Consider the following 26,946-nt stretch of genomic DNA (forward strand, 5'->3'; position numbering starts at 1 on the left):
TCCTCCGGATGCCGGTGAACGGGATCGTCGCGGCCCGGCGGATGAGAAGTCTAGGCGCATCCCCGCGCGCGCCTCAAGCGCGGGAGCGTGCCGGGTCGGCGGGGCTACCGGGGTGACAAAGGTTTGCACCGTGCCCGCCACCCGTCCTATTCAAGGGCCGATCCGCCCCGCGCCGCTTGGACCCGCGCCGTTTCGAGGAGCCCGCGATGGAGACCGGACAGTTGTTCGACATCCCCCTGCTGCGCCGCCGCAGGGACCGGGCCGCCATGCGCGACGACCGCGCGGAATTCCTTTTCGAGGAAGCCGCGGATCGGCTGTGCGACCGGCTGCTCGACGTCAGCCGCCAGTTCCCTTCGGCGCTGGAGATCGGCTGCCGGAAGGGGGCCTTGGCCCGCGCCCTGCCGCCCAAGGCGGGGGTCGCGCATCTGATCGGCTGCGACGTCTCGGCCGGGATGGCGCGGACGGCACGGGCCCGGACGGACCAGCCGACGGTCGCGACCGATATCGACCTGCTGCCCTTCAAGGAGGGGGCCTTCGACCTCGTGCTCTCCAACCTCGCGCTGCATTGGGTGGAGGATCTGCCGGGCGCGTTGATCCAGGTGAACCGCGCCCTGAAACCGGATGGGCTGTTCCTCGCGGCCGTGCTCGGCGGGGACACGCTGGCCGAGCTTCGCGCGGTCATGGTGGAGGCGGAGAGCCGGGTGCGCGGCGGGGCCGCGATCCGCGTCGCCCCGACGCTGGCCTTGCAGGACGCGGGCGCGTTGATGCAACGGGCGGGCTTCGCGCTGCCGGTCGTGGATTTCGACCGGGTGACGATCACATACGACACGCTTTTCCACCTCGCCGCCGATCTGCGCGCGATGGGCGAGACGGCGGCGCTGATCGATAGCCCACGCGGCATCCCGCCCCGCGTGCTGTTCCAAGAGGCCGCGCGCATCTATGCCGAGCGCCATGCCGGCCCCGACGGCCGGATCACGGCGACCGTCGATATCGTCTATCTGCACGGTTGGGCGCCGGACGCCAGCCAGCCCAAGCCGCTGCGGCCAGGGAGCGCGAAGCACAGGCTTGCGGATGCGCTCGGCTCCGTCGAACATGCCGCGGGCGACAGGACGGCACCGCCCGATCCGGCGAACCGGCAGGGACACTGAGGTAACATGAACACGCCCCCCTCCTTCTCCGCCTTCCACTGCATGGACGGCGCCTTCAAGTATCTCGTGGCGAACTTCGCGGACTTCGCGCGCCTGGCGACACCGCCGGTGATCGGCCTCGCGATCGTCGAGGCGCTGCTGCAACTCGTGCTTCCCGCACCGGGCGTGGACGATGCCGGCGGGCCGGGCGGGCTGCCCGTGGAGAATGGCGGCGGGGCGGGTCTCGCCAATCTCGCCTTCTTCGGCTTCAGCATCATTCTCTACGTCATGTTCGCGGTCGCGTGGCATCGCAAGTACCTGATCCCGGACGAGGGCATGACGGTCGCCCGGGCACTGAGCTGGGGCCCGGAAAAGACACGTTTCCTGCTCTATTTCGTGCTCAGCTTCCTGCTGGTGATGCTGGTGGGCGTGCCGATCATGACGGTCGTGATCTTCGTCACCGCGGCGTTCGGCGGCGGGCTCGCCGCAGGCGCGCCGATGGGGCTCTCCGGCCTTTCGGGCATGCAGATGATTCCTTTCGTCATCGGGTTCCTGCTGGTCTTCGCGATCTTCGCGCGGCTGTCGCTGGTCTTTCCCGCGATCGCGGTCGGCCGGCGGGATTTCGGGTTCAAGGCCGCCTGGGCGCTGACCAAGGGACGTGCCGTCGGCATGCTCGGCGTGATGATCCTGCCCGGGCTGCTGGCGATGATCGCCTCCATCCCGGTCATGCTGATCGGCATGGCGCTGGATTCGGCCGGCGCCCTTCAGACGATGACGGGCACGGCGCTGCTCGCGCTCGTCGGGCAGGCGCTCAGCTACCTCGCCATCGCCTTCGGGGTGTCCGCGCTCTCCGCCGCCTATGAGGCGCTGGAGGGCGCGCGGCCGGACAACGCGCGCCCTCAATAGGCCGTGCCGTCCTTGCGCGTGCATCGGGCCGCGCCGACGCCGCGCTCCAGGAAAAGATCGATATCGGGATAATGGATGCGATCCGCCTGGGCGCGCGTTCCGACCTCCAGCAGGCGCACGGGACGCTCGGTGCGATTGACGATCATGTGCCCATCCGCGCGTCCGGCCGGAAACCCGGCGCAATGACCGGCAGGCAGATCGGTCTCCCCGGCATCGTTCACCAGCGTCGCCGTGCCGGAGAGGACATAGACGAATTCGTCCTCCGCCTCGTGCCAATGGCGCTGGGCCGTGGCCGCGCCGGGCGCGAGCTCGGTCAGGTTGACGCCGAACTGGGTAAGCGCGAAAACAGTGCCCAGCGCGCGCTTCGCCCGTCCGTCGCAGACGGCGCGAAAGGCCGGTGGATAGGCCGTGGTCCCCTGGCGGGGCGTCAATGTCTCGGGATCGAGCGAAGGGAAGCGTTCGCGTGCATCGGCCATGGCGGTCACCTTTCAACGACAGCATCGCGCGCGGACGATTCTGATATGATACGGATTCACGACGCGCGCCAGCCTTTAGTGCGTTAAGGGGACAGAATGGCCTTCCCGCCCGGATTCCTGGACGATATCCGCGCCCGCATCTCCCTGGTCGGGCTGGTGGGGCGGCGTGTCCAACTGAAGCAGAAGGGGCGCGGCGACTGGTGGGGCATATCCCCCTTCACCAACGAGAAGACGCCGAGTTTCCATGTCGTCGAGGACAAGGGCTTCTTCCACTGCTTCTCCACCGGCGAGCATGGCGATCATTTTTCCTGGCTGATGAAGACCGAGGGGCTGGAGTTTCCGGAGGCGGTCGAACGCCTCGCCGGGGAGGCCGGCCTGGAGATGCCCCGCCGCACGCCGGAGGACCGCAAACAGGCGGAGCGGCGCAAGAGCCTGCACGACGTCATGACCTTCGCGGTCGCCTGGTACGAGCGGCAATTGCGCAAGCCCGCCGGTCGGGACGCCCATGACTATCTCAAGGGGCGGGGGTTGAGCGAGGCGACGATCGCGCGCTTCTCCCTAGGCTTCGCGCCGGACGACCGGGAGGGGCTGGCCGGCGCCGCCAAGGCCGAAGGCATCGAGATGGAGGCGTTGATCGAGGTCGGTCTCTACCGCAAGGCGGAGAGCGGACGCCCGCCCTATCCCCTTTTCCGCGAGCGGGTAATGTTCCCGATCGCGGACACGCGCGGGCGCTGGATCGCCTTCGGCGGGCGTTTCATGGGCGACGCCAAGGCACGGGGAATCGGCAAATACATCAACAGCCCCGACACCCCCCTATTCGACAAGAGCCGAACGCTCTATCACCTGGGCGAGGCGCGCGACGCGGCACGCCGGGACGGCGCGCGCCTGCTGGTGGCGGAAGGCTACATGGACGTGATCGCGCTGGCTCAGGCCGGCTTCCAGGGAGCGGTGGCGCCGCTCGGCACCGCGATCACGGAGGAGCAGATCGCGCTCCTCTGGCGCGTGGCGGACGAACCGGTGCTGTGCCTCGACGGCGACGCAGCCGGTGGGCGCGCGGCGCTGCGGGCGGCCGAACGCGCGATGCCGCAACTGAAACCGGGCAAAAGTCTCGGCTTTGCCTTCCTGCCCCAGGGGGAAGACCCGGACAGCCTGATCGCCAATAGCGGCGCGCCGGCCATGGCGGGCGTGGTGGAAGCGGCCCGCCCCCTCTTCCAGGTGGTCTGGGAGGCGGAGCGCGACCGCGCGCCCTTCGACACGCCCGAGCGCCGCGCGGATCTGGAAAACCGACTCAAGCAACTTGCCGGACAAATCGAGGACGAAACGGTCAAGAAGCAATATTTCCGCGCGATCAACGACAAGCTCTGGGAACTCGCCCGGCGGCGGAACCGGCCCCCGCGCAAGGCGGGCGGCCTTTCCGGTCGCGGGCCGGGCGGGGGCCGCGCGCCCTGGCGCGATGTCTCCCGGGCCCCGCATGCGGCCGAGCCGCTGGGTCGCGCGTTGAGCGGTCAGGCGGGCGGGCTCAGCCGGCGTCAACAGCAATTGGTGCTGCTCATCCTCGCCAACCATCCGGGGTTGATTGAGGAATTCGATGAGCCGCTCGCCGCCTATGACCTGGACGCCGATCTTGACAAAGTGAGGCGCGCCTTACAAAAACTCGCAGCCTCGGGGGAGCCGCTTGATTCACGGACCGTGCGCGACCACTTCTCTCAGCGTGGGGACCGAACGGCCCTGCGGCTGGTCGACGACGCCAACCTCTATCAACTGGCCCGCCAGGCACGGCCCGACGCCCTCATGGATGAGGCGCGCGCCGCGCTCGACCACATGCTCCTGATCCGTACTCAGGGCATGGTGCGCGCGGAAATGGGCCGCGCCGGGGGGCGTGCGAGGGGGGACGGCGGCGACGAAGCGGCCGCCGAGGCGAGACGGTTGGCCATGTGGCGCGACGTTGACGCGGGCGAGGCGGCGCTGGGCCGCGGCGTGATCGACGAGGATGATTGACCCGCCCGGCATCGCGCAGGCGGCGACGGGCGACACCGGGGACCTTCGGCACGGGCAGCGGGCACCCTGGAAGCGTTAGGAAGCGGAAAAGACGAGATGGCGAGCAAGTCCGAGACCAAGGAAAATACCGAGCAGCCCGAGGAGCAGGGTGACAGCCCGCTGCTCGACGACTCGAACTCGGCCGTCAAGAAGCTGCTCCAGAAGGGGAAGGAGCGCAGCTTCATCACGATCGACGAGTTGAATGCCGCGCTGCCTCAGGACCAAGTGTCCTCCGAGCAGATCGAGGACGTGATGACCATGCTGAACGACATGGGTATCAACGTCATCGAGAACGAGGAGGAGGCCGAACAGGACAAGCAGGAGAGCGACGAGGAGACGACCGAATCCTCCTCTTCCTCCGCCGCCGGCAACATCGCCGACGACGATGTCGGCCGTACCGACGACCCGGTGCGCATGTATCTGCGCGAGATGGGCTCCGTCGAACTGCTCTCGCGCGAGGGCGAGATCGCGATCGCCAAGCGCATCGAGGCCGGCCGCGAAAAGATGATCGGCGCGCTGTGCGAAAGCCCGCTGACCATGCGCGCCATCAGCCAGTGGCACGACATGCTGGTCGAGGGCCAGATCCTGCTGCGCGACGTGATCGACCTGGATGCCACCATGTCCTCCGGCCCGGATGCCGACGACATGGAGGATGCCGAGGAGGAATTGGCCGAGGTCGAGCCCGAGGTCGCGGAACCCGAGGCCGTGGAAAAGGTCGAGAAGGCCAAGAAGGAAGAGGCCAACGCCAAGAAGGCGGAGGCGAAGAAGGCCGCCCCGGACCCCCAGGAGAAAAGCACCGACGACGCGAAACCGTCCGATTCGGGCGAGGACGGCGAAGGCGGTAGCGAAGGCGATGGCGAGGACGAGGAGGACGACGCGCAGAACCTCTCGCTCGCCGCGATGGAACAGCAGTTGAAGCCGCAGGTGCTGGAGACGTTCGAGCAGATCGCCTCCACCTATTCCAAGCTTCAGCGCGCGCAGGACAAACGCCTCGCCGCCCTGCAGAAGGGCGAGGAGGCCAGCCGCTCGACCGAGCGCACCTACGAACAGCACCGCAAGGCGCTGATCACGCTGATGGACGAGGTGCGGCTCAACAATATCCGCATCGAACAACTCGTCGAGGAACTCTACACCGTCAATCGACAGCTCGTGCAGTTGGAGGGGCAGATTCTGCGCCTCGCCATCGACTGCAAGGTGGACCGGCAGGATTTCCTGGACAGCTATTACGGCCGTGAACTCGATCCCGCCTGGCTCGAGGATCTGGCCGACAAGTCCAATGCCTGGGCTAAGTTCGCCGCCAAGCACGCGCCGAAGGTCGAGGAACTGCGCGCCGGCGTCGGCGAGGTCGTCGCCCAGACCGGCATGCCGCTGGCCGAATTCCGCCGCATCTGCTCCACCGTGCAGCAGGGCGAACGCGAGGCGAGCCGCGCCAAGAAGGAAATGGTCGAGGCGAACCTGCGCCTCGTGATCTCGATCGCGAAGAAATACACGAACCGTGGCCTGCAGTTCCTGGATCTGATCCAGGAGGGCAATATCGGCCTGATGAAGGCCGTTGATAAGTTCGAGTACCGCCGCGGCTACAAGTTCTCGACCTACGCCACTTGGTGGATCCGGCAGGCGATCACGCGCTCGATCGCCGATCAGGCGCGCACCATCCGCATCCCCGTGCACATGATCGAGACGATCAACAAGCTGGTTCGCACCAGCCGCCAGATGCTGCACGAGATCGGCCGGGAGCCCGCGCCGGAGGAATTGGCCGAAAAGCTCCACATGCCGCTGGAGAAGGTGCGCAAGGTCCTGAAGATCGCCAAGGAGCCGATCAGCCTGGAAACGCCGATCGGCGACGAGGAAGACAGCCATCTCGGCGATTTCATCGAGGATAAGCAGGCCCTGCTGCCGTCCGACGCGGCGATCCAGTCGAACCTTCGGGAGACCACGACGCGGGTCCTCGCCTCGCTGACCCCGCGCGAGGAGCGGGTGCTGCGCATGCGCTTCGGCATCGGCATGAACACCGACCACACGCTGGAGGAGGTCGGCCAGCAGTTCTCCGTCACGCGCGAACGTATCCGCCAGATCGAGGCGAAGGCGCTGCGCAAGCTGAAGCATCCCAGCCGTTCGCGGAAACTTCGCAGCTTCCTCGACTATTGAGGGCGGGGACGCTTCGCCCCCTCCTTATCCGGCCGATCCAGCACGGCGCGTTCACGGCTTTCCCGCGACGCGTTGTTCAATGATGTTGGCAGGGATCTCGGGAGCGGTCGCCCTAATCGTCCTCCTCGCAGGCGTCGGCTGGACCGCCCTGCCGAAGATTATGATCGAGGGCACGGTGTCGACTGCGGATTGGCCGGCCTCGATAATGGTTCTCTTATACCAAATCTTGCTGATCACGCCCCATGCGGATCGCGTTCGGCCTTGGTCGGGTAGGAAGGTGGCGCGGGCGATGCGGGGCATCGCCACGGCACGCGCTCCTGGCCGGGAACCAGGGAGGGACGTCCCCATGGGTCGTGATCAACAAGATTTGGTATTATCGATCGCCGCCTTCTATATTCACCATCCGACCAACCAGTGGCGGGATTACGATCCGTCGCGCTGTCCGGAATCCTTGTCGCCTTGGAGGATCAAAGGCTCTGGGTCGAGCAGAAACAACTCGTGATTCCGGTCGACCACATCGCCCGTCTTTATGTCTCGCCGTGGCGCGATATCGGAAATCGACTTCCCCGGCCCGCCCCTCCCCGTCTTCCAATCCTGATCTCGACCGGCGGCAAGGGGCGCGCGACTTCACGACACTCGACGTGCCGCTCTTCCCATGCCCATATTCGGCGGCGTAGATGGCCTTACCCTTGCGCGGTGGGGCCGAGCCGCATGGAATCGCGGTCATGACACGGTTCTAGAGGGAACCCCCCAGCAGTCCCGGGAGGATGCGCGACGATGCGCGAGAAACTGGCCGAACTGGTATATCAGGGACCGCTCGGCCAATATCTCTGGCGTCCCTGGTACGACCGGGTGACGCTGCCGCTGGTCACCTCCCTGGTTTTTCCGCTGAGCCGGGCCTGGGCGGCCGCCGATGCCGCCACGGCGGCCGAGGAAACGGGCGCCGACCCACAGGCCGCTTTTCTCCGCGCCATCGGCGGTGGCGCGGATCGGCCCGCCGGCGCGGTGCCCAGCCGCGCCACCCTCGCCCTCTTCGCCCGCGCCCGGCAAGGCTATGTCGAGGCGGAAGCCGCGCTGGAAACCGCCCTCTTCCGGCGGGACGGCCCCGATAGCGGCTTCACGGACCTGGCCGACACGCGCGATCGCGCGGCCGTGCGCTTCATGGGACAGCGCACGCTCTTCGCGCTCCAGCATCTGCGCCATCGCCTGCCGGCGGTGCGCTTCGCGATCGAAGGACCGGACGCGGTGGCGGATACCCACGGCCTCCGTCTGGCGCGGCCGGACGATGCCTTCCGGCTGTCCGACACGCCGCCGGCTCTACAGCTCTCGCGCCCGGTCATGGGGGAGAGCTTTTCCCGGCGCTATCTGCGCGAGGACGGCCCGGCGGAGGCAAGCGACCGCGCGCCCGGACCCTTGCGCGCGACGGTGCTGGAGCCGCCCGGCGGCGCGCCCGACGCCGCCGTGATCATCGCCCACGGCATCGCGATGGAGGAAGATTACTGGGGAGGCTATTCGATGCTGACCCATTGGCTGCTGGCCAGGAACATCGCCGTCCTGCTGCCGGAGGGGCCATGGCATGGGCGGCGGCGCGCGCATGGGCGCCATGGCGGGCGCTATGGCGGGGAAACGGTGGTGGCGCGCGGCCCCGCCGGCCTGATCGACTATTTCGCGACCCATGTGCCGGAACTGGGGCGGGTGACCTTATGGGCACGCGGACGATGGGGGGCCCCGGTGGGGCTTCTCGGCATATCGCTCGGCGCGTTGACGGGGCAAATGGCGCTCTCCCACGCGGGGGGCTGGCCGGCACCGGCGCGCGCGGACGCCGCGCTGCTGGTCGCGCCCAGCGACGATGTGGAGGCGACCGTCTTCGACGGTGCCCTGACCCGTGGGATCGGCGCCACGGACGAACTGGTCGCCCATGGCTGGACGGCGGCACGGATCGCGGCGCTGCGCCCGCTTTTCGAGCCACCGGCGCAAAGCCCTCCCGCCCTCGCGCCGTCACGCATCCTGGTGGCGCTAGGCAGGCGGGACCGGGTGGTGCCATATGGAACCGGACTCGGCCGGTGCGAGCGCTGGGCGATCCCCCGGGCCAACCGCTATCTGCGCGACCAAGGGCACTTCGCCCTCGCTCTCGGCCTGCCGAGCGCACCGGAACCGTTGGAGCATCTGTACGGTCTGTTGACGGACTCCCGCCCCTAGGCGATGGAAGGAAAGACGATATGACGACGAAGGCGATCGACCGGCAACGAACGGGCAGCCGCTTCGTGGACCCGGGGGAGCAAGCGTGGCGGGAAACCGACGCTCCCGGCTTCCTGATAAAGCCGATCTTCGAGGATAGCCGCACCGGCGAGAGCACGCTGCTCATGCGGATCGAGCCCGGCGCCTTCACGCCCGCGCATGCGCATGACCGGCTGGAGGAGATATTCGTCCTCGACGGCGATTTCCATGACGAGGAACGGACCTACGGCCCCGGCCACTATTGCCAGCGCGCCATCGGCGCCTCGCATACCGCCGGCTCCAAGGGTGGCTGCACCGTGCTTCTGGTCTATCGCGATTGACCCGCGCCGCGCTCTCCGCATTGCGCCACGCGATCTTTCATACGCCGGGGAAAGCTGATAAATCCACCGCCTATCGCCTCGGCTCCCGCCACGGGTAGCGACGCGCGGGGCCCGTAGCTCAATTGGTCAGAGCGAACCGCTCATAACGGTTTGGTTGCAGGTTCGAGTCCTGCCGGGCCCACCATTCCCTTCGGGGCGGTACAGTAAGACGTTAGAAGCCGCAGAGGCTCTGAGATTGGGGCGGTTCGATACCCCTCGTTTCGGCAGTAGGCGATGCGCTCTGTGAAGAGCATGCGAAGCACGATTCTTTGCAGCTCGTACCGGCCCGAAGCCCACAGTTTGTGCGGGTTTGCCAAGACGGTGCAGGCGGTTCGATACAGATCGTCGAACTTGCCTTGCACCGGGCTGGCATTCTTCGCCGTGTCTTCCAAGAACAGCCGCCGCCGATCCAACGCCGCGATCTGCTTTTCATAGGCGCTGATCACCGCCGGGTTGGTGGCCTCCATGATGCGCTCGACCAGCTTCCCGGTCTTGGCCTCAAGCGCCGGAATTTCCGCGCGGGCCTCATCGGCCGTTTGCCGTGACAGGGTTGTCATCTGGCCCCAGCGCTGAATGAACATGCTCTTCACCATGGCGAAGACGCGCGGCGCGGGCGTGATGGATTTCAGAAGGGTTTCGAACTCCCCTTCGATTTTTTCCCGGCGCACCGACTTGCCCTTCATCTCACAATGACGGTTCTGGCAGGTATAATACGGGTAATGGGTGTTGCGCCCCTTGCTCCATGCCGCCGTGAGGTTATTGCCGCAGCAGGCGCAGGCGATGAAGCCGCGCAGCGGAAAATCATGGTTCAGGTCTTGGCGCGCGGGCGCATGAGCGTTGCCCGCGAGGCGGTCTTGAATCTTCCGCCATGTCTTGAGGCTGATCAACGGCTCATGCTTGCCCGGATGCATGGAGATGCCCCACTTGGGCACATTCATGTAGCCCGCATAGATCGGATTGAGCAGCGCATTCTTCGCCATCTGGCGCGATAGGCCATAGCGCCCGCGCCGCCTGGTCTCGGGAAAGCCGTTGATGAAGCGCGCCACTTCCGAGGTGGTCTGGAACCTCCCGGCGGCGAAGCCCTCAAGTGCCTCTTTCATCACCGGCGCGATGGCTTCATGAGGCACCAGCATCTTGCCGCCATCCTTCGCCTTGGCATAGCGATAGCCCAGAATGGTGCCGAAACAGTAATAACCGCGCTCCACACGGACGCGCATTTTCTGCGTCACCTGCCGTCCATTCTGCTCGCGCTCAAGCTGGCCTTGCGCGGCGGCGATGGTCTCGAAAAACAGGCCCTCGGGGCTATCCTCGAAATTGTAATTGAGGCACTCGCGCACCGCGCCGCGCTCATACATGATGCGTCGCAGGCGCAGATGGAACTCGGTATCGCGGGCATAGCGCTTGAGATCATCGAAGATCACCACGAAACGCTCATCGGGGCGGGCATCGAGATAGGCGAGCAAGGCCACCATGCCGGGGCGGTTGATGAAATCGCCTTTGCCGGTGATATCATCGGGAAAGATCGCTTCCACCTCGTAGCCCTTGGCCTCGGCATATTGGCGGCAGCGGTATTCCTGACTATCCAGCCCGTTGCCATTCGTATCCTGTTTCCTGTCCGAGACGCGGCAATAGATGACCGCCTTGCGCGGCGGCTCGGGGTTCATAATCAGATGGTTCATGTCTCCTCTCTTTCTGCGCGGCTATCCTCGGTGGCGGCGCGCGGTTCTGGATGGTTTTCCTGCAAATAGGCCCTGAGCGATTCTACTCCGGATTCAGAATCAGGGGGCGGCCTCAAGCCCTGATCGCCGGGTTTTCCACAAGAATTTTGGGTCTGCTGGAGCGGGTGCATGTTGAAGCCGAGCGCGACGAACTCGCACACGATGTTCCAGACGAGGGTGATGTATTCCGCCTTCTCCTCCTCGCTCCAATCGGCATCGTCGAGGAAGTGCATGAACTCGGAGGCGTCGAATTCGAGCGCGGGATAGGCGGAGGATGCGGGCGGATCGGCGGCCCCGTCGGTGGCCTTGGCGTTGAAATGATCCGTATCGTGTTTGTCGCGCATGGCGTCCTCCTTCTCTCAAATTTCTTTCGTCTCTTCGCGCCTCCTTTCCCTGCACCGCGACAAGAACATTAAGCGAACACTTATACGGGAACGAGAAATAAATTGCAATCATAAATAGGAATATATTCTCTTGCCGTTGCCCCGGCAGAAGCGTGGCCGGGGCGGCGGCATAAAACGCGGTGCTTTGAAAGAGATGCGCAGAAACGCGGCGCGTATCAACGCGCGCCGCGCCAAACTACGCAGAATTGGAAGGAGAGCGGCGGGCGATGTTCGCTAAGCGCTTGAAAGCGCTGATAAAGCCAAAACAGGAAAAATCGTGTCCCGGTTATCTGTGGGGCCGTCCGGCCCAGCGATCAGGCTTCTACATGCTCCGTCCACCGCGCCAGTACCCAATCGAGGTGATCCTTGCGGGCGGTGTTCACACTGCCGTTGATCCAGGCGGATATCATATTCGCGGTAAGGCCGTCCGGCGGGTCCGGCGCATGGCGCAACAAGTCCGTTGCCCCGATTTCGCATTTCTCCCGCGCTGCCATGAGTCGTGCCTGTATGTCCGGCGTCACGGGAACGCGGAATCTTTCGGCCTCCAGAAGCCCATCGCAGGTTTCCAGCACCCAGTTCACGTGATCCGGGTCGGCATATCGCGGGCCGGATTCAAGCCAGCGGCGAACAGTATCTGGCCCCAAGCCCTTTGGCGCATGATCGACCATCGCGAAGACCCCGCTTGGCAGCAAGTAGGCGTCCTGGAAGCTAAGAAGTCTCTCGCGCATGTCTCCAGTTATGAGACACCGTGCACCGCTCTCCTCCATGGCGCGTTGCCATGCCGTAATCGCGAATGCGAGATGGCGGGGCTTGGCGCTCCGGGTAACGCCGTTGATCCACTGTGCGATCATGGTATCCGTAAGTCCCGCCGGGATGTCCAACCCAGCGCGGCTCGCCCAGCTAATAAGGGCTGTTCCACCCATGCCGGTGCGCTCCTGAAGAGAGTGCAGGCGCGAAGTAATCTCGTCATTGAAAACAATTCTGCCGTGGCGGGTCTCGCAGTCGCCAAGACCGAGTTTAGCGAGATGCGGCCCCTGCAAATCGGGCAGGTCGCGCCAACGCGAGAGCGCGTAATCGTAATGATCGCGCCGAACCGTCTTTGTCTGCCCGTCGATCCATCGCCGCAGCGCGGCGGATGAAAGCCCCCGGGGCGCATCATCCGCATGCTTGAGCAGCTTAAAGGCACTCACGCCGGTACGCGTAATCTCGTCGCGAAGTGCCGCCCTGTCCGTGGGGGTCAAGGTAAAATATCCGGCTGCCTGCTCACGCAGGGATTCCAGCCTACCCATCACATAATCGAGATGATCCTTGCGCACGCGGTGTCCCGGCTTGCGCAACCAGTTTCCGATAGTCGAAGAATTCAGCCCCTCGGGGCAGAGACCGCGTTGCCCGCGCAAAAGAGCCGAAGGCCCGGCGCCGGTTTCTTCGATCAGAGCGCGCAACGCGCGTTGCTGCTTGGCGGTGATCGCGAAAAACTCATAACGCGGCAGCGCTTCCCAAGCGGCAATCACGGCGCGCAAGTGATCTTTCGGTGCGGTTTTGCTTGCCCCCGAAAGCCAGCGAGAAACCGCCGGGGCCGTAAGCCCGTCCGGCACTTGTTGCATGGCTTTGAGAAGTTTCGTCGGCCCCGCGCCCGTTTGCGCGCGCAAGGTCGCGAGGCGCGCGCGCATTGTCTCATCGATTTCAACGACGTGCATTCGCGGCAAGGCGCGCCAGGCATTTAGGACGAAATCGAGATGGGTTTTCCTGGCTTTCCCGGCCGCACCGCAGAGCCAATTGCTCACGATACCGGCGTTCAGGCCCGCCGGCACCGGAGCGGCCCCGTTTAACAGTTTTACGGCGCCGGTTCCGGTAAGCTGCCGGAGCGTTTTCAACTCGTCGCGTGTTTCCTGTGAAATCTTAACGTATGTATCGGTCGGCATGAGTATATCCAATAAGATTAGTAAATATTAACAAAACATTATTAATTAAGGCAATAATAATAAAATTGTATTTTCCATAATAACTAATTATTTACCTTTGTAGAATACACTACACGGGAAAGTCAAATTTATTGAAATAAACGCGGGTGCATAAGGCGAATGAGAATTACGGAGATTTTCGAGGAAAAAGCAGGGGCGTCTTTCCCTTTTCCCGGCGATGAACCGGGGGCCGACCAGCAGGAGCGGAATGCCGCCCTGCGGGCCAAGCATGACGAACAGGACGATGCCCTGATCGCGAAGGCATCCGGGGTGCTCGGCGCGAGCCGCATGGACTTGGCCGGTGTTGGGGCCGCAGAAGACAGGCGTATCGAGCAGGCCGGGAAAGACAAAGCCAAGGCCCGGCACGAAACCAACTATCTGGCCGCCCTTCAGGCGCAGCTTGATCAATGGGGCGCTGATATCGCTGCGCTCGATTCTGAGATTGGTAATATCCTCGATCCATATTTGACCGATGCGGAACGGGAGTATCTGGACGGTATCGATGATCCGGAAGAGAAAGCGCGTGAACAGATGCGCATTGCCCGCGAGAAATACGAGAATGGAACCATGCCCCCAGAAGAGTTCGCGCGCGTCCAAGATCGTTGGAATGAGCGGCAGCGCATACGGCAAGCCAGAGCCGAAGGGGCGCAGATAAAGACACAGGATGAGGCACGGCAATATCTCGAAAAATACGATGCAGCTACTGGAGAGGCAGGCATAGAAGGTCAATCGGCAGAGTTGCAGGATATCATGCGAGACGAGGTTCATAACCACGACGAAAGCGGAAATGCCGCTCAACAGAATAATGCGTCTGATTTTGAAGTGTCCTCGACTGGCAATGTGCTTGGCGGCAACGTTTTGAAAGGCGCTGGGACATCCTTCGCCAATGCTACCGAGTCAGAGACATCATTACGGGAGGCTGCTCCGCCCATGCGGGCGCACTTTGAGCCTGCCGCGCGACAAACCGGCGATGTGAAACCCGATGCGCAGATCAATCTGGCGCGGGAGCATGATGCAGACGTCCCACCACCACCCAATACTATGGGGTAATTACTGAGGCTGTTGGTTGTTCAGGGACACCTGATCCGGTGCGTTCCATATATCCTGATGATGAGCATATACTCTGGGGAGTTCGTGCTTAAGCTCAGCGATGTTGATCGTGAAATCGTATCCACCAGCATAAAGCGTGATATCGGTTGCCGTGCCTTGCGATTGGTTGACGCGATACTCGACGGGAACGCCGACGCCTGCAAACTGGTTTTTAATCCATTTGCCGATCTCATCCCCCGTCCATGGGGCGTTTTCTTGCAGGTTGATAAAAACTCCAACCCCACGCGTCTCCGAGTCTTCGGAATAGTGACGCAATTCGCGCCGCGTATCGAAGGTGTTTTCGACTTCCCCGTTTGACGATTCTAACGTCGCAGCCTTTGCTTCCCCGGCTTGCGCATCATTGCCGCCCGGCAGGGAGGCCAGCATGGCGGCACCGGCCACGGCACTAAGGCCGCTCAACATGGCTCTGCGGCTGATGCCCTTCTTGTGTTCGGCTTCGAATGTATCTTGTAACGCACTCATAATATCGCGCCTAAAAATAAAATTACAAAAAGACTCATAATATGGCACTTTTATACAACTTCTGTGCGAATAATGCAAGAAAATAGGCGATTTTCTGTAATGCGGGATAGTATCGCATTCCGTGTTTTGGAGGGTTTTATTTGTGGCGTGTGTATCCATCATTCCGCCCTCCCTATTGGAACAGGCCGGAGAGCGCTTCCCAGCGGCTCACCAGAATGGCGAGCATGAGAAGCAGCACGGCGCTCACTACCAGCCATGTCCACAGCAGGCCGATGAATTTGAACACCAGATAGACCGCGCCGGAACCCATGGCGCCCGCGACCAGCGCGCCGCCCCAGCCGCCTTTGCCATAGCCCGCAATCGCGCAGATGATCCCGGCGATCACGGCAAGGCCGCCCACGGTATCATTGCCTTTGGAAGAAGAGTCTTTGCCCATCGCACCGGCCCCTTATGCTGCCTTTGATACTGCTGATGCGCGGGCGGCCGGAGAGGGATGCGACACCACAAGGTTGTGAACAAAACATACAATTCTGTTTTAGGTGTTGATCGCGTTTGGTAAATGGGTATCCTGAGGGCGGATGAAAAGCGCGGGCTGGGCGGCTCTTGGAGCCGTAAGGCGCTGAAGTCCGGCGGAGAATGCATGGGGTGAACGCTCTTGTATGAAGTGTTCACCCGGAATTCTCTGCCTGGAAGGAAGCCCGCGATGCCACGCCGCCCGAAATCGGAACCGTCTCTCTCGCTCTTCACGCGCGGCGGGGCGCGCAAATATCTCTCGGCGGCCGAGCGGGCGCGGTTCTACGCGGCGCTGGAATGTCTTGAACCCAAAAGCCGCACCTTCTGCGAAATGATCTACTGGACGGGGTGCCGCCCCGGCGAGGCGCTGGCGATGAGCACGGCCAGCCTCGATACCGAGGCCGGGACGGTGACGATCCGCTCTCTCAAGAAGCGCGGAGCGCAGAAGGGGCGGCATTACCGGGTTGTCCCCTTGCCGCGCGCGTTCATTACGCGGTTGAGCCAAGTGCATTGCTTAGGGGAAGGAGATGACGGGGCCGGAGCGCCGAAGGATCGCCGCCTATGGCGCTTCGGGCGCACCACGGGCTGGAAACGCATGGGTGCCGTGATGACGGCGGCGAAGATCACGGGCACGCGGGCCTGTGCCCGGGGGCTGCGTCATAGCTTCGGGGTGCATGCCGCGCTCAAGGGCGTGCCGGAAACGCGCATCCGCAGATGGCTGGGGCATGCCAGCCTCGCGACGACGGCGATCTATCTGGAGATGGCCGCGCTGGAAGACCGCGAGATGGCGCGGCGGTTGTGGCGGGAGGACGGGGCCGGAATAGAAAGCGTACCTCCGATCCGCCGCCCGGATCACACGCTATCCAACACGGAGTTGATCCGTCTGCTCAGCGCCTACAGCGCCATTGCCGAGGAAGCGCCGCGTCTGGCTTTCCTCACCAGCCTTGAAACCCGTGCCGGGCTACCGCCCGGCCACCCATAACGAAATGGAGGAACCATGACCGGGAAACTCGTAACGCCGATCATTCTATTGCTTTGGAAATTGCAGGATGGGCTCCGTATCCTGACCGTCGCACTGGAGCGGATCGAATACCGCATCGCTGACGCTGTTCCGGATGAGGAATGAAGAGCGGCACTAAACAGACTTACTCTCGGCTTCTTAGCAAATATCGCCACAAACCGTTCATCACTGAACCACGGAACCCAATGCACGATTATAACGGCGTTCCGCAAGGGCTTGGCATCTTTTTTTGTCTGCATCAGCAACTATGCTTGACTTCCCGTCCAGAATGCTTTGATCAGCGCGAACACCTACAACTCTATGCTGGGTGCCAGTATGGTCATTCGTTACATATCCAAGAATTGCATCGATACGTTCATATCTTTCGAACCGATACAAGCAGTAGCCTTTTTCAATTTCAAGCAACCGGCCGGAATGATACTCAAAATAAAGTCGGTTCGCTGTTTGAAAAAGGTTCCGTATTTCGATTCCAAGGAGCTCTTTAGTGCCGTCTTCACTGCTTACACTTTTAGGAATTCTGTCTGAAACTCCTTCAATTTTTAATTGGCCATCATTTAGAAAAATTTGAATCAGGTCAAATTTCTTAACTAAGAAGTTTTCATCATCGTCAAAATAGTAAGACATTATTACCCACAAGCCAAATTTCTTAACAAGATTTGTACCGCTGAGTCTCTCCCCAGGGTTCTTAGAATAATCCACGACTATTGTTTGATTTCTATTAGATTGGAAAAGCTGATCAAAAACCTTTCTTCTCCATAAGCTATCATAGTGCCTGTTGAGGTAATCAATGAACGCTTTGTTTCTTGTAGCAAATATTGGAGATTTGACAGACTGTTGATGAACCCAACCTACGTAGGCAATATTCTCACCTGATTGTTTAAAAATAATCATGAAATTGATAAGTGGAACATTGTGACGTAAAATTCTTACATGATGCCGATCCGAAACTTTTCCCACGCTTAATGGCATCTCAAAACGACTGCTAAACACCTCCGGGTAACTGATAAGATCTTTCCAAACTGTAAATTCTGGGTTATTGAAGCAATGATCATAAATCTTAACAACTTCATTTTCATAGTTTTCATCATCACTGAACGTAACAAAAGTATTTTTTACACACCTTGCATCCCCTACTTCAGAGATAATATCTTCTATTACGGACAATGAGTCTCCTACCTTCATAAAACTTCCTTGAGATAGGATGTCTCTAATTTCGTGAAGCATCTTTTCGTTATTATATTCTATGGCTAAAGCAATTAATTCGTCATCACTGCTATAAATAATCTTATTAAAAACAAACCCAGATACTGCATTTACAATGAGTAGAATAAATACACCAACAATAATTTCAATATAATCTTCTATTCCAATGCTTTTTGCTAATATACCCAAATCCGAAATTTCGGAAACAATCTTAGGAGCAGCAAAAATACTTGACAAAGATGCAAGAAACACTATTGTCATATAAATTCTTTTATTTTTTATTTGTGTTAATGGAGTATTTTTCATGTCGCCGTATCTTCGTAACAGAGATTTTGAGCCTTTCTTCGTTCATCTCTTGGAAAAAGAGAGATCAAGGGCTCTCGTGCTCGGTGGTGTTTCAGGAATAATTGCTGGGTTTATGTTAGCAGTGAACAGTGCTCCTGAGCCTGAGTCCGAACCTGACATAACATGCGATCCTGTTTCGGTCTCTGCTCAACTTAACCTTGAATAGGTTAGGTCATACAGCGCATCTGTCAACTGACGATAGAGCAGGTAGCAAAAACAAAACTGGCTGAGGGAAAAACGCTACGTGCAAAAAGCCGCTACGCGCGCTTCGCGCAAGATGTGCGCGGTAATACCGCGCCATCTACTCCGGCCGCATCCGCGCCCTCCGGCAAAGGGGCGTGCCGCCCCTTGTGCAATCCCCTGCCTACCAAATCTGTAGGAACCAGTAAGAAGGTGCCTCCGGTCAATCCGGAAAACGCTCGCGCCGGCGCCCCGCAACGTCGTGACGTTGGGCGTCCCGCTCGTATGACTCTGCAATGTTGAAGAGCATCCGAGCGACAAACGGCGTACGATTCATAATCGCCTCGCCGTATCCGCGATACTTTGCGGCCAACTCCCTCTCCTGATCTCCATTGTCTGGCGAGGGTCTCCATTGGGCTCCACGAGAGTTGCGCTCCTCGATGCTCATGCCGATGGCAATCTCCTCGGAAGCAGTTTCCTCCATAACTTGACGAACCTCGGCGCGAGGCCAAATACCGTCCTCACCAACGCCACAGCGTTGCAGCAAGCCGCCGATCTGTTGATCCGTAATGTCTTCCCGGTCGTGTTTCTTTGCTAGCTCTCGGACAGCCTTAACCCATTCCCTTAGGTGATCGATGTTTAAAGTTCCATCGTCCTGCGTGCCGGGTATCTGGGTCACATTATCTAATGTAGTGTACGCCATTTTAGCGGCTTTGCCGCGCTCGTCGGCATCCGTTGGCACTCCCAACGCGGGATCGTCCTCACGGTCGTCATTTCGGCGAAAACACAAGGCCACCAAATGGAAAAAACTTTGGGGCGAATTTGCCAGTTCACGAGACAAATTTGCGAACTTGAACCCGGAATGTGACCCGATGGCGCGCACATACATGAACTCAAGCTGGACCAATTTTGCCGGGTCTACATCGTCGCGATTCTCCAGTGCCTCGAATGCACTGATGATGTCGTGCGACTGCCATCTGTAGTTCTCAGCCGGTTCGCTGTCCTTGGTCCCCATATCATGCAAGAGGCTCATCAAGATCTCGGTTTTTAGCTTCTCACATTCAAAATGCGCCACGAAAAATCCAGCACGCGGACGATCCGCAGCCAACAACTTCTCGACGCAGAAGTTCAATTCAGCGTCATCAAAACGCCCCCAGCCAACATTGACCTTGCACCAATATTGTTTCTCCGTGTCTTGGCCGAACTTGGCCACCATGTCCCAATTTTTTTTGCCAAACGGCGCAAGCAGGTGGAGCCGCATTCTTGCATTAGGCCCACCTTTCTCGGCCAGCGCCTGTGAGGCGTCCGCAAGGAAGTCCTCTAGTTCTGCATCGGCCAATTGATGAAGGGCGCCGGAAACGCATTGATCCACTTTCGATTGATCGAATTTAGAACCGCCACTAATCGCGGCCACCAGAAATGCCAACAACTCATCGCGCGATAACACATGGCGGCCCAACGTCCATCCGACCATACTTGCAGCATCACCTAGAGCGCAGAGTTCGAAAATTCCGTCATGGCCGAGCGCGGCCTGAACCTCTCGCAACGCCTTTGCGCGTTCCTCAGAAATCCATCGTTCCCGCGCATCGTGGTCGAAATTGTCATTATCGAGTTCATCGCCAGAGTATTCGACCCATTGTTTCGCAAAGAGCCATCGATGACGCTGCAACAAATCGGAGGGCTCCAATCGTGCGTATAGCTTTCGTCCATCCGCGATACCCTCAGACCGTTTTTTGCTATGTCGTGCTCGCCGCGTCATCGTTCGCAAACGGACGTGCTCCCTCAAACTGGCGATTTCAGACTGAGGTGGATCGGTAGCGATCCAGTTTTCGATATGGGCGTGAATTCGATCTCGATCGCCCTTCGGCACATCGCCGAGCAGGCTGACAAGCTCTTTCAGTTTCTCACAATCGAACTCAGGCCATGCCAACACCAAGTCGAGACATTTCCTACGGAAATCAAACACGTCCTTATGGGATAGCGAACGGTCATGCTCGCTAGTCTCGTCGCGCCACCTTGGCTCATAAGTTCCAGAAGTCATGCTTGGCATGGAATCGAGCTGGCTCATACAGAACGACCAGCCGACTTCAGGATGTCTGGAACATAGGTTCTCGAGAACCTCGATCCGTTGATTCAGTGTTGCCATTGTGTGTGGCCGCCACGACAGCAAGATATCTCGGATAGACCCCGCGGGCTTATTGACCCAGTTGTCGTCAATCCGATACCGGCATAGGTCGGCCAAAATGAGAATAACTCGACTCAGCCGAGCCGGGTTCCAAGCCAATACCTCCAGTGCCCACAGCATTCCTGTGCGATCACAACCTGAGAACGGACCACTCTCGGCGGGTTCAAAAAGGCAGTCAATTGCCGGGTTTGGCTTTCTCAACTCGTCTTCGAGAATTCCTAGAAAGGTGTTAGGCGCAGCTTCCGCGTAACACGGCAAATCGCGTTGCTGTGACAGCCAAACGCGCGAATTCCGATCTTTAAGCAAACGGCTGACCAAAGAGGCCACCAGCCATTCAGCTTTCGAGCCTCGTTCATTGCCGAGCGCGTTCGGCCCATGGACCGCTAACAGAATGAGTGAATCCGCGATACTTCGGCGCACCGTACCGGAGTATTCGCGCACCTTACCGTAAATAGCGGCGGTCCAGCGTTCTGACTTTTCCAAATCCAGTGACGGATCGTCCTCTTCGAGGACGCATTCAGCCACAAAAATAAATCGTTCCAAGTCCTCTTCAGAAATATAGGGAGCGACTGCGTTCAGGCTTTCCAACCGTGAGGCGACGCCACCAACGTCGCCCTCCTGAAGAATTGGTGCGTCTTCTAGCGCGCTCAGTTTGGCAAGACGTTGCTCGACAACAGCTACCGGCACATCAGCGACTAGGCTGATAATCTCGCGGTCGGAAACGCTGTCCCACCGCCAACGGCCCAAAAGCACGAACGGGATCATCCATCTCGCATGCTCTTGATCTTGTGCCCAAGAAGGCTTCATCAAACCTGGAGTGCTTGCCAGCAATCGCCGCAATATCGTCGGCGAGCGGCTACTGCCTCGGATTACCGATGCATATTTTCCTTCGTCCAGATTCATATCTTTGATGGCTTCTTGAAACGACTCGTGGCTTGGCGGGCTCACTTCAATGCTTTCCCTGACGACACCCAAATTTCGATCAGAGACGACGACAATTTTTCGCTCCGGAAACGCATCGAGAGCGTTTCGTTCCAGTTCGCCGGAGAAAATCACCGGAATCATCTCGGTTGTGATGCCTGAAAGCTTCTTCATCGTTTGCGCTGAGTCGAAGAAGACTGCTTGCTGACCAAACACTTCTAGCTTTTCGGACAACCGCGTCGCCGCCGCTAGGAAGGCAACCCCTTCTTCCTTTGACGCTGCTGATACTATCAGAGGCTTTGAGTGTGGATTCTGAAGCCACTGTTCAATTCGATCAGCACTCGCTTCAATAGCGCTCCTGAAGATGGCAGGACTAATAGCGGGATCCGCAACCCTAGACCAACAACGCCAATACTCGGCAAGCGTTTGGCACCCTTCCCTCGGGACACCAAGAATATCAGCCATCCACGCTTGGGCCGGAGGCGAATTCTCTAGCCATTGCTCCAAATCGTTGGCGTCGTAGGCGCGAACGTCTTTCCACTTCCTTTCGGAGCGCTTCTCAGCCACCCATTCGGCTTTCTTTGGCCAGTGCCGTGGCGTCACAAAGACGAATGTGGTTTCTAGACGTTCCTTTTCGGGAAGTTTGCCACGCGCTTTGTAGTCCTCTTCCGCCTTTTTTTTGGGGTTTGCATCACAACCAAACTCCCATCCAGAGACGCCGCCAGGCACCCACGGATTCGGCGATTGGCATACTACGTGACCATCCCAACCATGGCGCTGAGAGAGGTCATACGCGGGAAAGTCAGCTTCCGTGATCGTCGCGCCAGTCGTATGCACCAATCGCCGCAAGAAGGCTGGAAGCAGAGGTCGTGCATCAATTCTCTCCGGCCATGTCGCAAGGTTCATCGCTCTAATGTCGAGGAACGAGGGGGCATAGCTCCTTACGACAATTTGCCTCTCCTTCTGACCATTCTCGTGAGCGTCATATGCCTGCTGCATCGCCAGCAGGCTGTCCTTTTTAGCTCCAAAAGCTTTTTCGATGCGCATTGCCATCCGAGACGACAGTGATGTCTTTCCATTTAAAAAATTTGATAGCGCTGGCCGAGAGACCCCTAAAATCTTTGCCGCCTCGCTAATATTAACATTCTGAGGAATAACACTTTTTTTAATGTAGGGGCCGGGATGAATCGGCGGGCTCGAATCGCTCATACCCTGTTCCTTTCAATATATTGGCCCTGTGAGGAGCATCACTCAGCGCGTAAAGTGTAATGTGACACTTTACGTTTTGTCAAATTTTATCGCTGCCTTCTTGGTGCGCCTTCGGGCCGGGCTCTCGTGAACCAAGCCCGCGCGGCGGTCTTGGCCATTCGGCTTCGATCCCTCGCGCCAATTCCTAAGGGGCCTCGCCCCTCGCGCGGGCAAGGCATCCCAACGTATCCACGCCTTACGGCGCGGAGCCTCGTTCGGAGCCTCCTTGCCCTTGCTACCCCCACTCTTCGCCAGAGGGTCAGGGGTGTAGTCCTACACCCTTCTTTTTGACTTTGTAGGCAATTGAACGATATTGGCAATTTTTGACAATTTAAGCAGATCGTGTCATCATGGAGAAGTAGATTCGAGGAGTTTTGTCATGCCGACCCGTAACATCAATTTGACCGACCACTACGCCCAGTACGTTGAGAATGCGCTGGCCTCCGGGCGTTACAAGAACGCCAGTGAGGTGGTGCGCGCGGCGCTCCGGCTTTTGGAGCGGCAGGAATCCGAGGACGCCGCGAAGATTGAGGCGCTGCGGGCAGCCTTCAAGGAAGGCGAAGATGCTTACCTGCGCGGTGATTTTACAGCACTCGAAAGCGATGCGGAGATTGACCGGGTGTTTGAGGAGATCGCCGAAGAGGTAGACCGGGCACGATAGGATGGACGAGTCATACTCCCTCAAACTTACCACACCCGCCCGTCGCGACCTTTCAGAAATCAGAGACTACACCATCGAGACGCATGGCCGCGACGCGGCTGATGCCTATGATGCTGTCCTTCGCCAAGCCCTCAAAGACATCCGCGAAGATCCATACCGCCCCGGCAGCATAGAGCGCCCGGAAATCGGTGAGAGCATCCGAAGCTTTCACACGTCGTTGAGCCGTAAGCGTGCGCCTTCCGATGTGAAGTCACCGCGCCATTTCGTGCTCTACTTCGTCCCGCAGGAGAACGAGGTAGCCGTTAGCCGCATTCTGCACGATGCGCGTGACCTCGCGCGCCATGTGCCGGACGACCATCGGGAAAGGGCCAGAAAATTTAAGGAAGAGCGAGAGAATCGGCCTAGGAATATGGGCCGTGGCGAGCGCTCGCGATAGGCTCGCAGAGCTACCATCAGAACATGCGGTCAGCCGAAATTGCAGATAAACGAGGGATATGATCGGCATGCATTTTTCTATAAGCAGCGCCGAAATCTAATCGTCGTTTCTCTTTTTGTGACCTTCTATGAAGCGGCAAGCCTAGAGATTGAACGCATCAACATTCTCGGCAACCAAACCGAAATCGGTCGTCCAGAGGTTATCTCATTCGCCCTTACACTGGCCTTCATATACTTCGTATGGCGGTACTACACCGCATGCAGAGAGGTGAATGGTATTCAAACCTTCATTTGGGCTTGTCGGGAGTGGGCCGAGCAAAAGTGCGAGGTGTACACAAGAAAGGTACATGTTGATAACGATCCTCGTTACAAAGAGGCTCGCTGCATGGGCGCACGTGGCCCTGAGGTCGAGTTCCGCTTGGTTCCCCAAAGAGACGGTGATCAAGAATCGCGCGTCCGATTCCGGCAACGCTACTGGTACTATTTCGGGCTCGCGATAGCTCACGTCACGCTGCGAACATCGAACTTCTCTGGTTACCTATTGCCGTATCTGTTCGCAGCGGTTGCTGCGCTGGAGATATTGGGAGTGGGCGTGGTCTCTCTGCTTGTATAAGCGGTCCAATTAATCTGGCGCATAGACTAGTATTGCGGCGTGAGCCACCGTTTCAGGGCCTAGGAACACTGCGGCTTCGGGCATTCGCGCTTCCACAAGGGGGATGGTTTGTGCGAGAGCGTGGTTACCACGTGTGAGCGTTCGCTGAACCAATTGCGCTTCAGCTTTCAATGCGCGTGGATAGTAAATAGCTCCAGCCGTAGTGTTGTAGGTTGAAGGCGATACGCCCCAACCTTTCTCTATATTGCCAAGCATGCCCTTGCTGGCCCATCGAATCGTCCGAAAACCTAATGCCGAAGCCTTCTCTGCGACATTGCCAAGCGTCCTGTAACCACCGTTACCCCGACGGTACTCAATAACAGTGACATTTTCGGGAGAAGCCTGACTGATTGGCGGAGATTCTCTGACCCATTGCTCCGTGATTCGAAAGAGCACGTTGTCCCCCACCAGAAATTGAAGGCTTGGAATTGCCAACGTCGCAATAGCAAGAGCCGTAGCACTTTGGACAACGAGCTTCTGTTTGCTTTTTGGTTTTCTTTGCATATGTAATCTCTTCATATCAGCACTCGAATAAATTGTCACTATAGAGACATTTCGGGCTGTTTTCCATGCAGTCCTATCTATCAAGACCCGGTTCATTTTGTTGTCGGCGACGCCGTGGACGCTGTTGGCTTCGCCGCTTTTCCTTGAAGGCTTCGCGGCGGGCTTCGCGTTCCTGATCGGTCTCCGTTTCCATCTTCCGGAAAACCTTGGCGTCTTCGGTGAGATCGCGCGTCACGGCTTTGTTCTCTTCCCGCTGCTGCGTTCGTTCCTTCACCACCTCACGGCGCTGGGCGAGCTGCGTAGCCGTTATGCTATCCCGCTGGGCTTTGTCCCGCTGACGGGCGGTCTCCGCTTCCTGTGCGTTGCGCTCCAGTGTGCGTTTGCGCTCACCCCTGATCCTGTCCCATAGGCCGAGCAGACCACCGCGCAGGCGGGCCTGCCGCTCTTTCTCTTCAGCCTGCTGACGGCGCTGTTCCGTTTCCCGGTGTGCGCGGCGCTGTTTGTCTTGGCGCTCTTTGAGAGCCTTCCGTTTGGCTTCGGCCTCTTTACGCTCACGCTCTTCCTTATCGGCAACCTCGCGCTGAAACTCTTCCATCTTGGCCTGCATGGCTGAGGCAATTTCGCGTTTGGTGTCCGCAACGGTAGGGAGCGCGGTTTCATCGCCGAGGCGTTGGCGTACTTCCTTGGTTTTCACGCCAACGCGTTTTGCGATGTTGTGGACTTCCCCGTGCCGATCCACGGCCACATGGCTGCGCCGATCCCCTTGCGCCAGCCAGTAGCCGCGCTCTTGCAGCGCATGAGTAAAAGCGGCCTTGGAATCAGAGATCGCCCACGCATCTTGAAACGCCGCTTTGATTTCGCGCGGATCTTCCTTGATGCGCCGGGCCTGCTGCCATTCCGCGAGGGTAAAGTTGCGCGGATCGCGCTGACCGCTCACAGCCAGACCGCGCGGCATTGTCCAGCCATGCTCCAGATAGAGATCGCGGGAGATATCCTGCATCTTGCGCTTGGAGTGCGGCAGCGGGATCACCTTCATCTCCTGTACATCGATACGGCTCCACACCGCGTGCGCATGGCGGCGCACTTCCCCGTCATCGCCGCGCTTTTCATGGTAGACGATAGCGCGGGGCTGGCCCGTGAGGCCGAGCTTGGTTTCCACCCGGTCAATCGCCTGCGAGAAGTCCTCCTCGCTTACCTGTGCCTCTTTGGGCGGATTGAGGCTCAGCGAAAAAAGAAACTGCCTACACTTGGTGCCCCGGCTGATCGCATAGCTTTCCTGAAAAGCGCCATCGAGATCACCCGCCACGAAGCCGCGCAGCTCCGCCACCTCGACACGCTCGTTTTCGGTCTTCATCAGGTGCCGGGCGAGATTGCGCGCACCGCCTCTGGGATTGCCGACAAGGATCATGAGCCACCGCCTGACTTGAGGCCGAGGGCCGCCACCAGCAGCGCCCGCACTTCGCGGACGTCTTCGCAGGCATCCTTGAGGGCGGCGCGATCCTGTTCCGCCAGCTCCAGCCGCCCGGCCTCAGCAGCGGCGGCCAGCAGGCACAAATGCGTGGCCAGCTCCGATTTACCGAGAACCCCCAAGACCTGGCCGAGCATGGCGTAGTCGATGGCAGGAACGCGGGCGGCCTTCCGGCGCGTTTCCGCGTCACCCAGCAGCTTGGCGCGGATATAGCGACCCAGCGGACGGTTCCCGGCCTTGCGCTCCAGATAGGCGCGTTCATCGGCGCTCAGGCGGATGGAGAACGGCGCGGGCCGATCCGCCTTGCTGCGGGCGGCGGCGTGGAATGTTTTCGAAGGGGAGGAGCTCATGGTGTCGGCTCCTCCATTTCGTTTTCAATGAAGGCCCGGTCTTCCGGCGCAAGCTTTTGAAGCTGATGTTCCCAATCCGCCAGCGTTTCAAAGAGAGCGCTCAGATCGTCCTGTTCGCCCGGTGGGAGGTTCGATGCGGGTTCACTGATGCCCACCATTCCCTTCGGGGCGGTTCTAGGTCCAGGAAAACTCATAACGTGGCAAAAAAGAACGCATAACTTAGCACGCTTTGATTTTCATAAGGCTCATAACCTGAAGGTCGTAGGTTCAAATCCTACCCCCGCAACCATTAAATCAACGGCTTAGGCCATAACATGCTAAGCCGTTTTTTGTTT

At 59.6% G+C, this 26,946-nt stretch carries 24 protein-coding genes and 1 tRNA gene; 13 read left to right on the forward strand and 12 right to left on the reverse strand.

From position 1 onward, the window contains the following. The first annotated feature begins 206 nt into the window (after positions 1-206). Entirely contained in the window at positions 207-1,148 is a 942-nt protein-coding gene (locus KAJ83_RS10315) for a methyltransferase domain-containing protein (RefSeq protein ID WP_210681986.1), read from the forward strand. Positions 1,149-1,154: 6 nt separating this feature from the next. After that, positions 1,155-2,033: a hypothetical protein gene (locus tag KAJ83_RS10320; protein WP_210681987.1), complete on the forward strand. Its 879-nt coding sequence runs from the start codon at positions 1,155-1,157 to the stop codon at positions 2,031-2,033. Here KAJ83_RS10320 and KAJ83_RS10325 read toward each other — a convergent pair. Then, positions 2,027-2,509: a cupin domain-containing protein gene (locus KAJ83_RS10325; RefSeq protein WP_210681988.1), complete on the reverse strand. Its 483-nt coding sequence runs from the start codon at positions 2,507-2,509 to the stop codon at positions 2,027-2,029. The genes KAJ83_RS10320 and KAJ83_RS10325 overlap by 7 nt on opposite strands. 96 nt (positions 2,510-2,605) lie before the next feature. On the opposite strand from KAJ83_RS10325, the gene dnaG reads away from it, so the two are divergent. From dnaG to KAJ83_RS10350, 5 genes are all read left to right on the forward strand, one after another. Continuing rightward, positions 2,606-4,507 carry a DNA primase gene (gene dnaG / locus KAJ83_RS10330; RefSeq protein WP_210681989.1) on the forward strand — a complete coding sequence of 634 codons (1,902 nt, stop codon included), beginning with the start codon at positions 2,606-2,608 and terminating at the stop codon, positions 4,505-4,507. A gap of 96 nt (positions 4,508-4,603) precedes the next feature. After that, the gene (gene rpoD / locus KAJ83_RS10335; protein ID WP_210681990.1) at positions 4,604-6,694 is read left to right on the forward strand and encodes an RNA polymerase sigma factor RpoD; all 2,091 of its coding nucleotides are present in this window, start codon (positions 4,604-4,606) and stop codon (positions 6,692-6,694) included. A gap of 777 nt (positions 6,695-7,471) precedes the next feature. Beyond that, the gene (locus tag KAJ83_RS10340; protein ID WP_210681991.1) at positions 7,472-8,893 is read left to right on the forward strand and encodes an alpha/beta hydrolase; all 1,422 of its coding nucleotides are present in this window, start codon (positions 7,472-7,474) and stop codon (positions 8,891-8,893) included. A gap of 20 nt (positions 8,894-8,913) precedes the next feature. Next, positions 8,914-9,252: a cupin domain-containing protein gene (locus KAJ83_RS10345; RefSeq protein WP_210681992.1), complete on the forward strand. Its 339-nt coding sequence runs from the start codon at positions 8,914-8,916 to the stop codon at positions 9,250-9,252. Positions 9,253-9,359: 107 nt separating this feature from the next. Then, positions 9,360-9,436: transfer RNA gene (locus KAJ83_RS10350), tRNA-Ile, on the forward strand. Here the strand turns inward: KAJ83_RS10350 and KAJ83_RS19745 are convergent. The 3 genes from KAJ83_RS19745 to KAJ83_RS10370 form a co-directional block, all read right to left on the reverse strand. Then, complete coding sequence (locus KAJ83_RS19745; RefSeq protein WP_425515467.1) at positions 9,393-10,970, reverse strand: recombinase family protein; 1,578 nt, start codon at positions 10,968-10,970, stop codon at positions 9,393-9,395. The genes KAJ83_RS10350 and KAJ83_RS19745 overlap by 44 nt on opposite strands. Continuing rightward, positions 10,967-11,353, reverse strand: coding sequence for a hypothetical protein (locus KAJ83_RS10365; protein WP_210681993.1), 387 nt, complete (start codon positions 11,351-11,353; stop codon positions 10,967-10,969). Before KAJ83_RS10365 ends, KAJ83_RS19745 begins: the two co-directional genes overlap by 4 nt. Before the next feature lie 353 nt (positions 11,354-11,706). Next, positions 11,707-13,314: a hypothetical protein gene (locus KAJ83_RS10370; protein ID WP_210681994.1), complete on the reverse strand. Its 1,608-nt coding sequence runs from the start codon at positions 13,312-13,314 to the stop codon at positions 11,707-11,709. A gap of 159 nt (positions 13,315-13,473) precedes the next feature. Between KAJ83_RS10370 and KAJ83_RS10375 the strand changes: the two genes are divergently transcribed. Beyond that, positions 13,474-14,403 (forward strand): hypothetical protein, encoded by a 930-nt coding sequence (locus tag KAJ83_RS10375; protein ID WP_210681995.1) that lies wholly within the window; start codon positions 13,474-13,476, stop codon positions 14,401-14,403. Here the strand turns inward: KAJ83_RS10375 and KAJ83_RS10380 are convergent, their stop codons facing one another. Continuing rightward, complete coding sequence (locus tag KAJ83_RS10380; RefSeq protein WP_210681996.1) at positions 14,404-15,087, reverse strand: hypothetical protein; 684 nt, start codon at positions 15,085-15,087, stop codon at positions 14,404-14,406. Positions 15,088-15,097: 10 nt separating this feature from the next. Further along, on the reverse strand, positions 15,098-15,361 hold the full coding sequence (locus KAJ83_RS10385) for a hypothetical protein (protein WP_210681997.1): 264 nt from the start codon (positions 15,359-15,361) through the stop codon (positions 15,098-15,100). Positions 15,362-15,628: 267 nt separating this feature from the next. Here KAJ83_RS10385 and KAJ83_RS10390 point away from each other — a divergent pair, with 267 nt between their 5' ends. Next, positions 15,629-16,420, forward strand: coding sequence for a tyrosine-type recombinase/integrase (locus KAJ83_RS10390; protein WP_210681998.1), 792 nt, complete (start codon positions 15,629-15,631; stop codon positions 16,418-16,420). A 15-nt stretch (positions 16,421-16,435) separates the two neighbouring features. Beyond that, entirely contained in the window at positions 16,436-16,564 is a 129-nt protein-coding gene (locus tag KAJ83_RS19530; protein WP_281413124.1) for a hypothetical protein, read from the forward strand. A gap of 60 nt (positions 16,565-16,624) precedes the next feature. Here the strand turns inward: KAJ83_RS19530 and KAJ83_RS10395 are convergent, their stop codons facing one another. After that, positions 16,625-17,968 (reverse strand): hypothetical protein, encoded by a 1,344-nt coding sequence (locus tag KAJ83_RS10395; protein WP_210681999.1) that lies wholly within the window; start codon positions 17,966-17,968, stop codon positions 16,625-16,627. Positions 17,969-18,410: 442 nt separating this feature from the next. Further along, positions 18,411-22,502: a HigA family addiction module antitoxin gene (locus tag KAJ83_RS10400; RefSeq protein ID WP_210682000.1), complete on the reverse strand. Its 4,092-nt coding sequence runs from the start codon at positions 22,500-22,502 to the stop codon at positions 18,411-18,413. 418 nt (positions 22,503-22,920) lie between these two features. Here KAJ83_RS10400 and KAJ83_RS10405 point away from each other — a divergent pair, with 418 nt between their 5' ends. Genes KAJ83_RS10405 through KAJ83_RS10415 form a run of 3 tightly spaced genes read left to right on the forward strand, consistent with a single transcriptional unit; the run spans position 22,921 to position 24,250 of the window. Continuing rightward, on the forward strand, positions 22,921-23,202 hold the full coding sequence (locus KAJ83_RS10405) for a type II toxin-antitoxin system ParD family antitoxin (RefSeq protein ID WP_210682001.1): 282 nt from the start codon (positions 22,921-22,923) through the stop codon (positions 23,200-23,202). Position 23,203: 1 nt separating this feature from the next. After that, on the forward strand, positions 23,204-23,638 hold the full coding sequence (locus KAJ83_RS10410) for a type II toxin-antitoxin system RelE/ParE family toxin (protein ID WP_210682002.1): 435 nt from the start codon (positions 23,204-23,206) through the stop codon (positions 23,636-23,638). A gap of 39 nt (positions 23,639-23,677) precedes the next feature. Continuing rightward, entirely contained in the window at positions 23,678-24,250 is a 573-nt protein-coding gene (locus KAJ83_RS10415) for a hypothetical protein (RefSeq protein ID WP_210682003.1), read from the forward strand. A 9-nt stretch (positions 24,251-24,259) separates the two neighbouring features. Here the strand turns inward: KAJ83_RS10415 and KAJ83_RS10420 are convergent, their stop codons facing one another. From KAJ83_RS10420 to KAJ83_RS10435, 4 genes are all read right to left on the reverse strand, one after another. Next, complete coding sequence (locus KAJ83_RS10420) at positions 24,260-24,793, reverse strand: hypothetical protein (protein ID WP_210682004.1); 534 nt, start codon at positions 24,791-24,793, stop codon at positions 24,260-24,262. Between the two features lie 73 nt (positions 24,794-24,866). Beyond that, complete coding sequence (locus tag KAJ83_RS10425) at positions 24,867-26,201, reverse strand: relaxase/mobilization nuclease domain-containing protein (RefSeq protein ID WP_210682005.1); 1,335 nt, start codon at positions 26,199-26,201, stop codon at positions 24,867-24,869. Further along, positions 26,198-26,611 (reverse strand): hypothetical protein, encoded by a 414-nt coding sequence (locus KAJ83_RS10430; protein WP_210682006.1) that lies wholly within the window; start codon positions 26,609-26,611, stop codon positions 26,198-26,200. The genes KAJ83_RS10425 and KAJ83_RS10430 overlap by 4 nt, the downstream gene beginning before the upstream one ends. Further along, positions 26,608-26,769 carry a hypothetical protein gene (locus KAJ83_RS10435; protein ID WP_210682007.1) on the reverse strand — a complete coding sequence of 54 codons (162 nt, stop codon included), beginning with the start codon at positions 26,767-26,769 and terminating at the stop codon, positions 26,608-26,610. Before KAJ83_RS10435 ends, KAJ83_RS10430 begins: the two co-directional genes overlap by 4 nt. Positions 26,770-26,946 lie beyond the last annotated feature (177 nt).

The organism is Marivibrio halodurans (assembly GCF_017963645.1).
Classification (GTDB): Bacteria; Pseudomonadota; Alphaproteobacteria; order UBA8366; family Aestuariispiraceae; genus Marivibrio; species Marivibrio halodurans.

Bases quoted from the DNA above. Each gene is read 5' to 3' on its own strand.
- KAJ83_RS10315 (WP_210681986.1), top strand. From the start codon at position 207: ATGGAGACCGGACAGTTGTTCGACATCCCCCTGCTGCGCCGCCGCAGG.
- KAJ83_RS10320 (WP_210681987.1), top strand. From the start codon at position 1,155: ATGAACACGCCCCCCTCCTTCTCCGCCTTCCACTGCATGGACGGCGCC.
- KAJ83_RS10325 (WP_210681988.1), bottom strand. From the start codon at position 2,509: ATGGCCGATGCACGCGAACGCTTCCCTTCGCTCGATCCCGAGACATTG.
- dnaG (WP_210681989.1), top strand. From the start codon at position 2,606: ATGGCCTTCCCGCCCGGATTCCTGGACGATATCCGCGCCCGCATCTCC.
- rpoD (WP_210681990.1), top strand. From the start codon at position 4,604: ATGGCGAGCAAGTCCGAGACCAAGGAAAATACCGAGCAGCCCGAGGAG.
- KAJ83_RS10340 (WP_210681991.1), top strand. From the start codon at position 7,472: ATGCGCGAGAAACTGGCCGAACTGGTATATCAGGGACCGCTCGGCCAA.
- KAJ83_RS10345 (WP_210681992.1), top strand. From the start codon at position 8,914: ATGACGACGAAGGCGATCGACCGGCAACGAACGGGCAGCCGCTTCGTG.
- KAJ83_RS19745 (WP_425515467.1), bottom strand. From the start codon at position 10,970: ATGAACCATCTGATTATGAACCCCGAGCCGCCGCGCAAGGCGGTCATC.
- KAJ83_RS10365 (WP_210681993.1), bottom strand. From the start codon at position 11,353: ATGCGCGACAAACACGATACGGATCATTTCAACGCCAAGGCCACCGAC.
- KAJ83_RS10370 (WP_210681994.1), bottom strand. From the start codon at position 13,314: ATGCCGACCGATACATACGTTAAGATTTCACAGGAAACACGCGACGAG.
- KAJ83_RS10375 (WP_210681995.1), top strand. From the start codon at position 13,474: ATGAGAATTACGGAGATTTTCGAGGAAAAAGCAGGGGCGTCTTTCCCT.
- KAJ83_RS10380 (WP_210681996.1), bottom strand. From the start codon at position 15,087: ATGATGGATACACACGCCACAAATAAAACCCTCCAAAACACGGAATGC.
- KAJ83_RS10385 (WP_210681997.1), bottom strand. From the start codon at position 15,361: ATGGGCAAAGACTCTTCTTCCAAAGGCAATGATACCGTGGGCGGCCTT.
- KAJ83_RS10390 (WP_210681998.1), top strand. From the start codon at position 15,629: ATGCCACGCCGCCCGAAATCGGAACCGTCTCTCTCGCTCTTCACGCGC.
- KAJ83_RS19530 (WP_281413124.1), top strand. From the start codon at position 16,436: ATGACCGGGAAACTCGTAACGCCGATCATTCTATTGCTTTGGAAATTG.
- KAJ83_RS10395 (WP_210681999.1), bottom strand. From the start codon at position 17,968: ATGAAAAATACTCCATTAACACAAATAAAAAATAAAAGAATTTATATG.
- KAJ83_RS10400 (WP_210682000.1), bottom strand. From the start codon at position 22,502: ATGAGCGATTCGAGCCCGCCGATTCATCCCGGCCCCTACATTAAAAAA.
- KAJ83_RS10405 (WP_210682001.1), top strand. From the start codon at position 22,921: ATGCCGACCCGTAACATCAATTTGACCGACCACTACGCCCAGTACGTT.
- KAJ83_RS10410 (WP_210682002.1), top strand. From the start codon at position 23,204: ATGGACGAGTCATACTCCCTCAAACTTACCACACCCGCCCGTCGCGAC.
- KAJ83_RS10420 (WP_210682004.1), bottom strand. From the start codon at position 24,793: ATGCAAAGAAAACCAAAAAGCAAACAGAAGCTCGTTGTCCAAAGTGCT.
- KAJ83_RS10425 (WP_210682005.1), bottom strand. From the start codon at position 26,201: ATGATCCTTGTCGGCAATCCCAGAGGCGGTGCGCGCAATCTCGCCCGG.
- KAJ83_RS10430 (WP_210682006.1), bottom strand. From the start codon at position 26,611: ATGAGCTCCTCCCCTTCGAAAACATTCCACGCCGCCGCCCGCAGCAAG.
- KAJ83_RS10435 (WP_210682007.1), bottom strand. From the start codon at position 26,769: ATGGTGGGCATCAGTGAACCCGCATCGAACCTCCCACCGGGCGAACAG.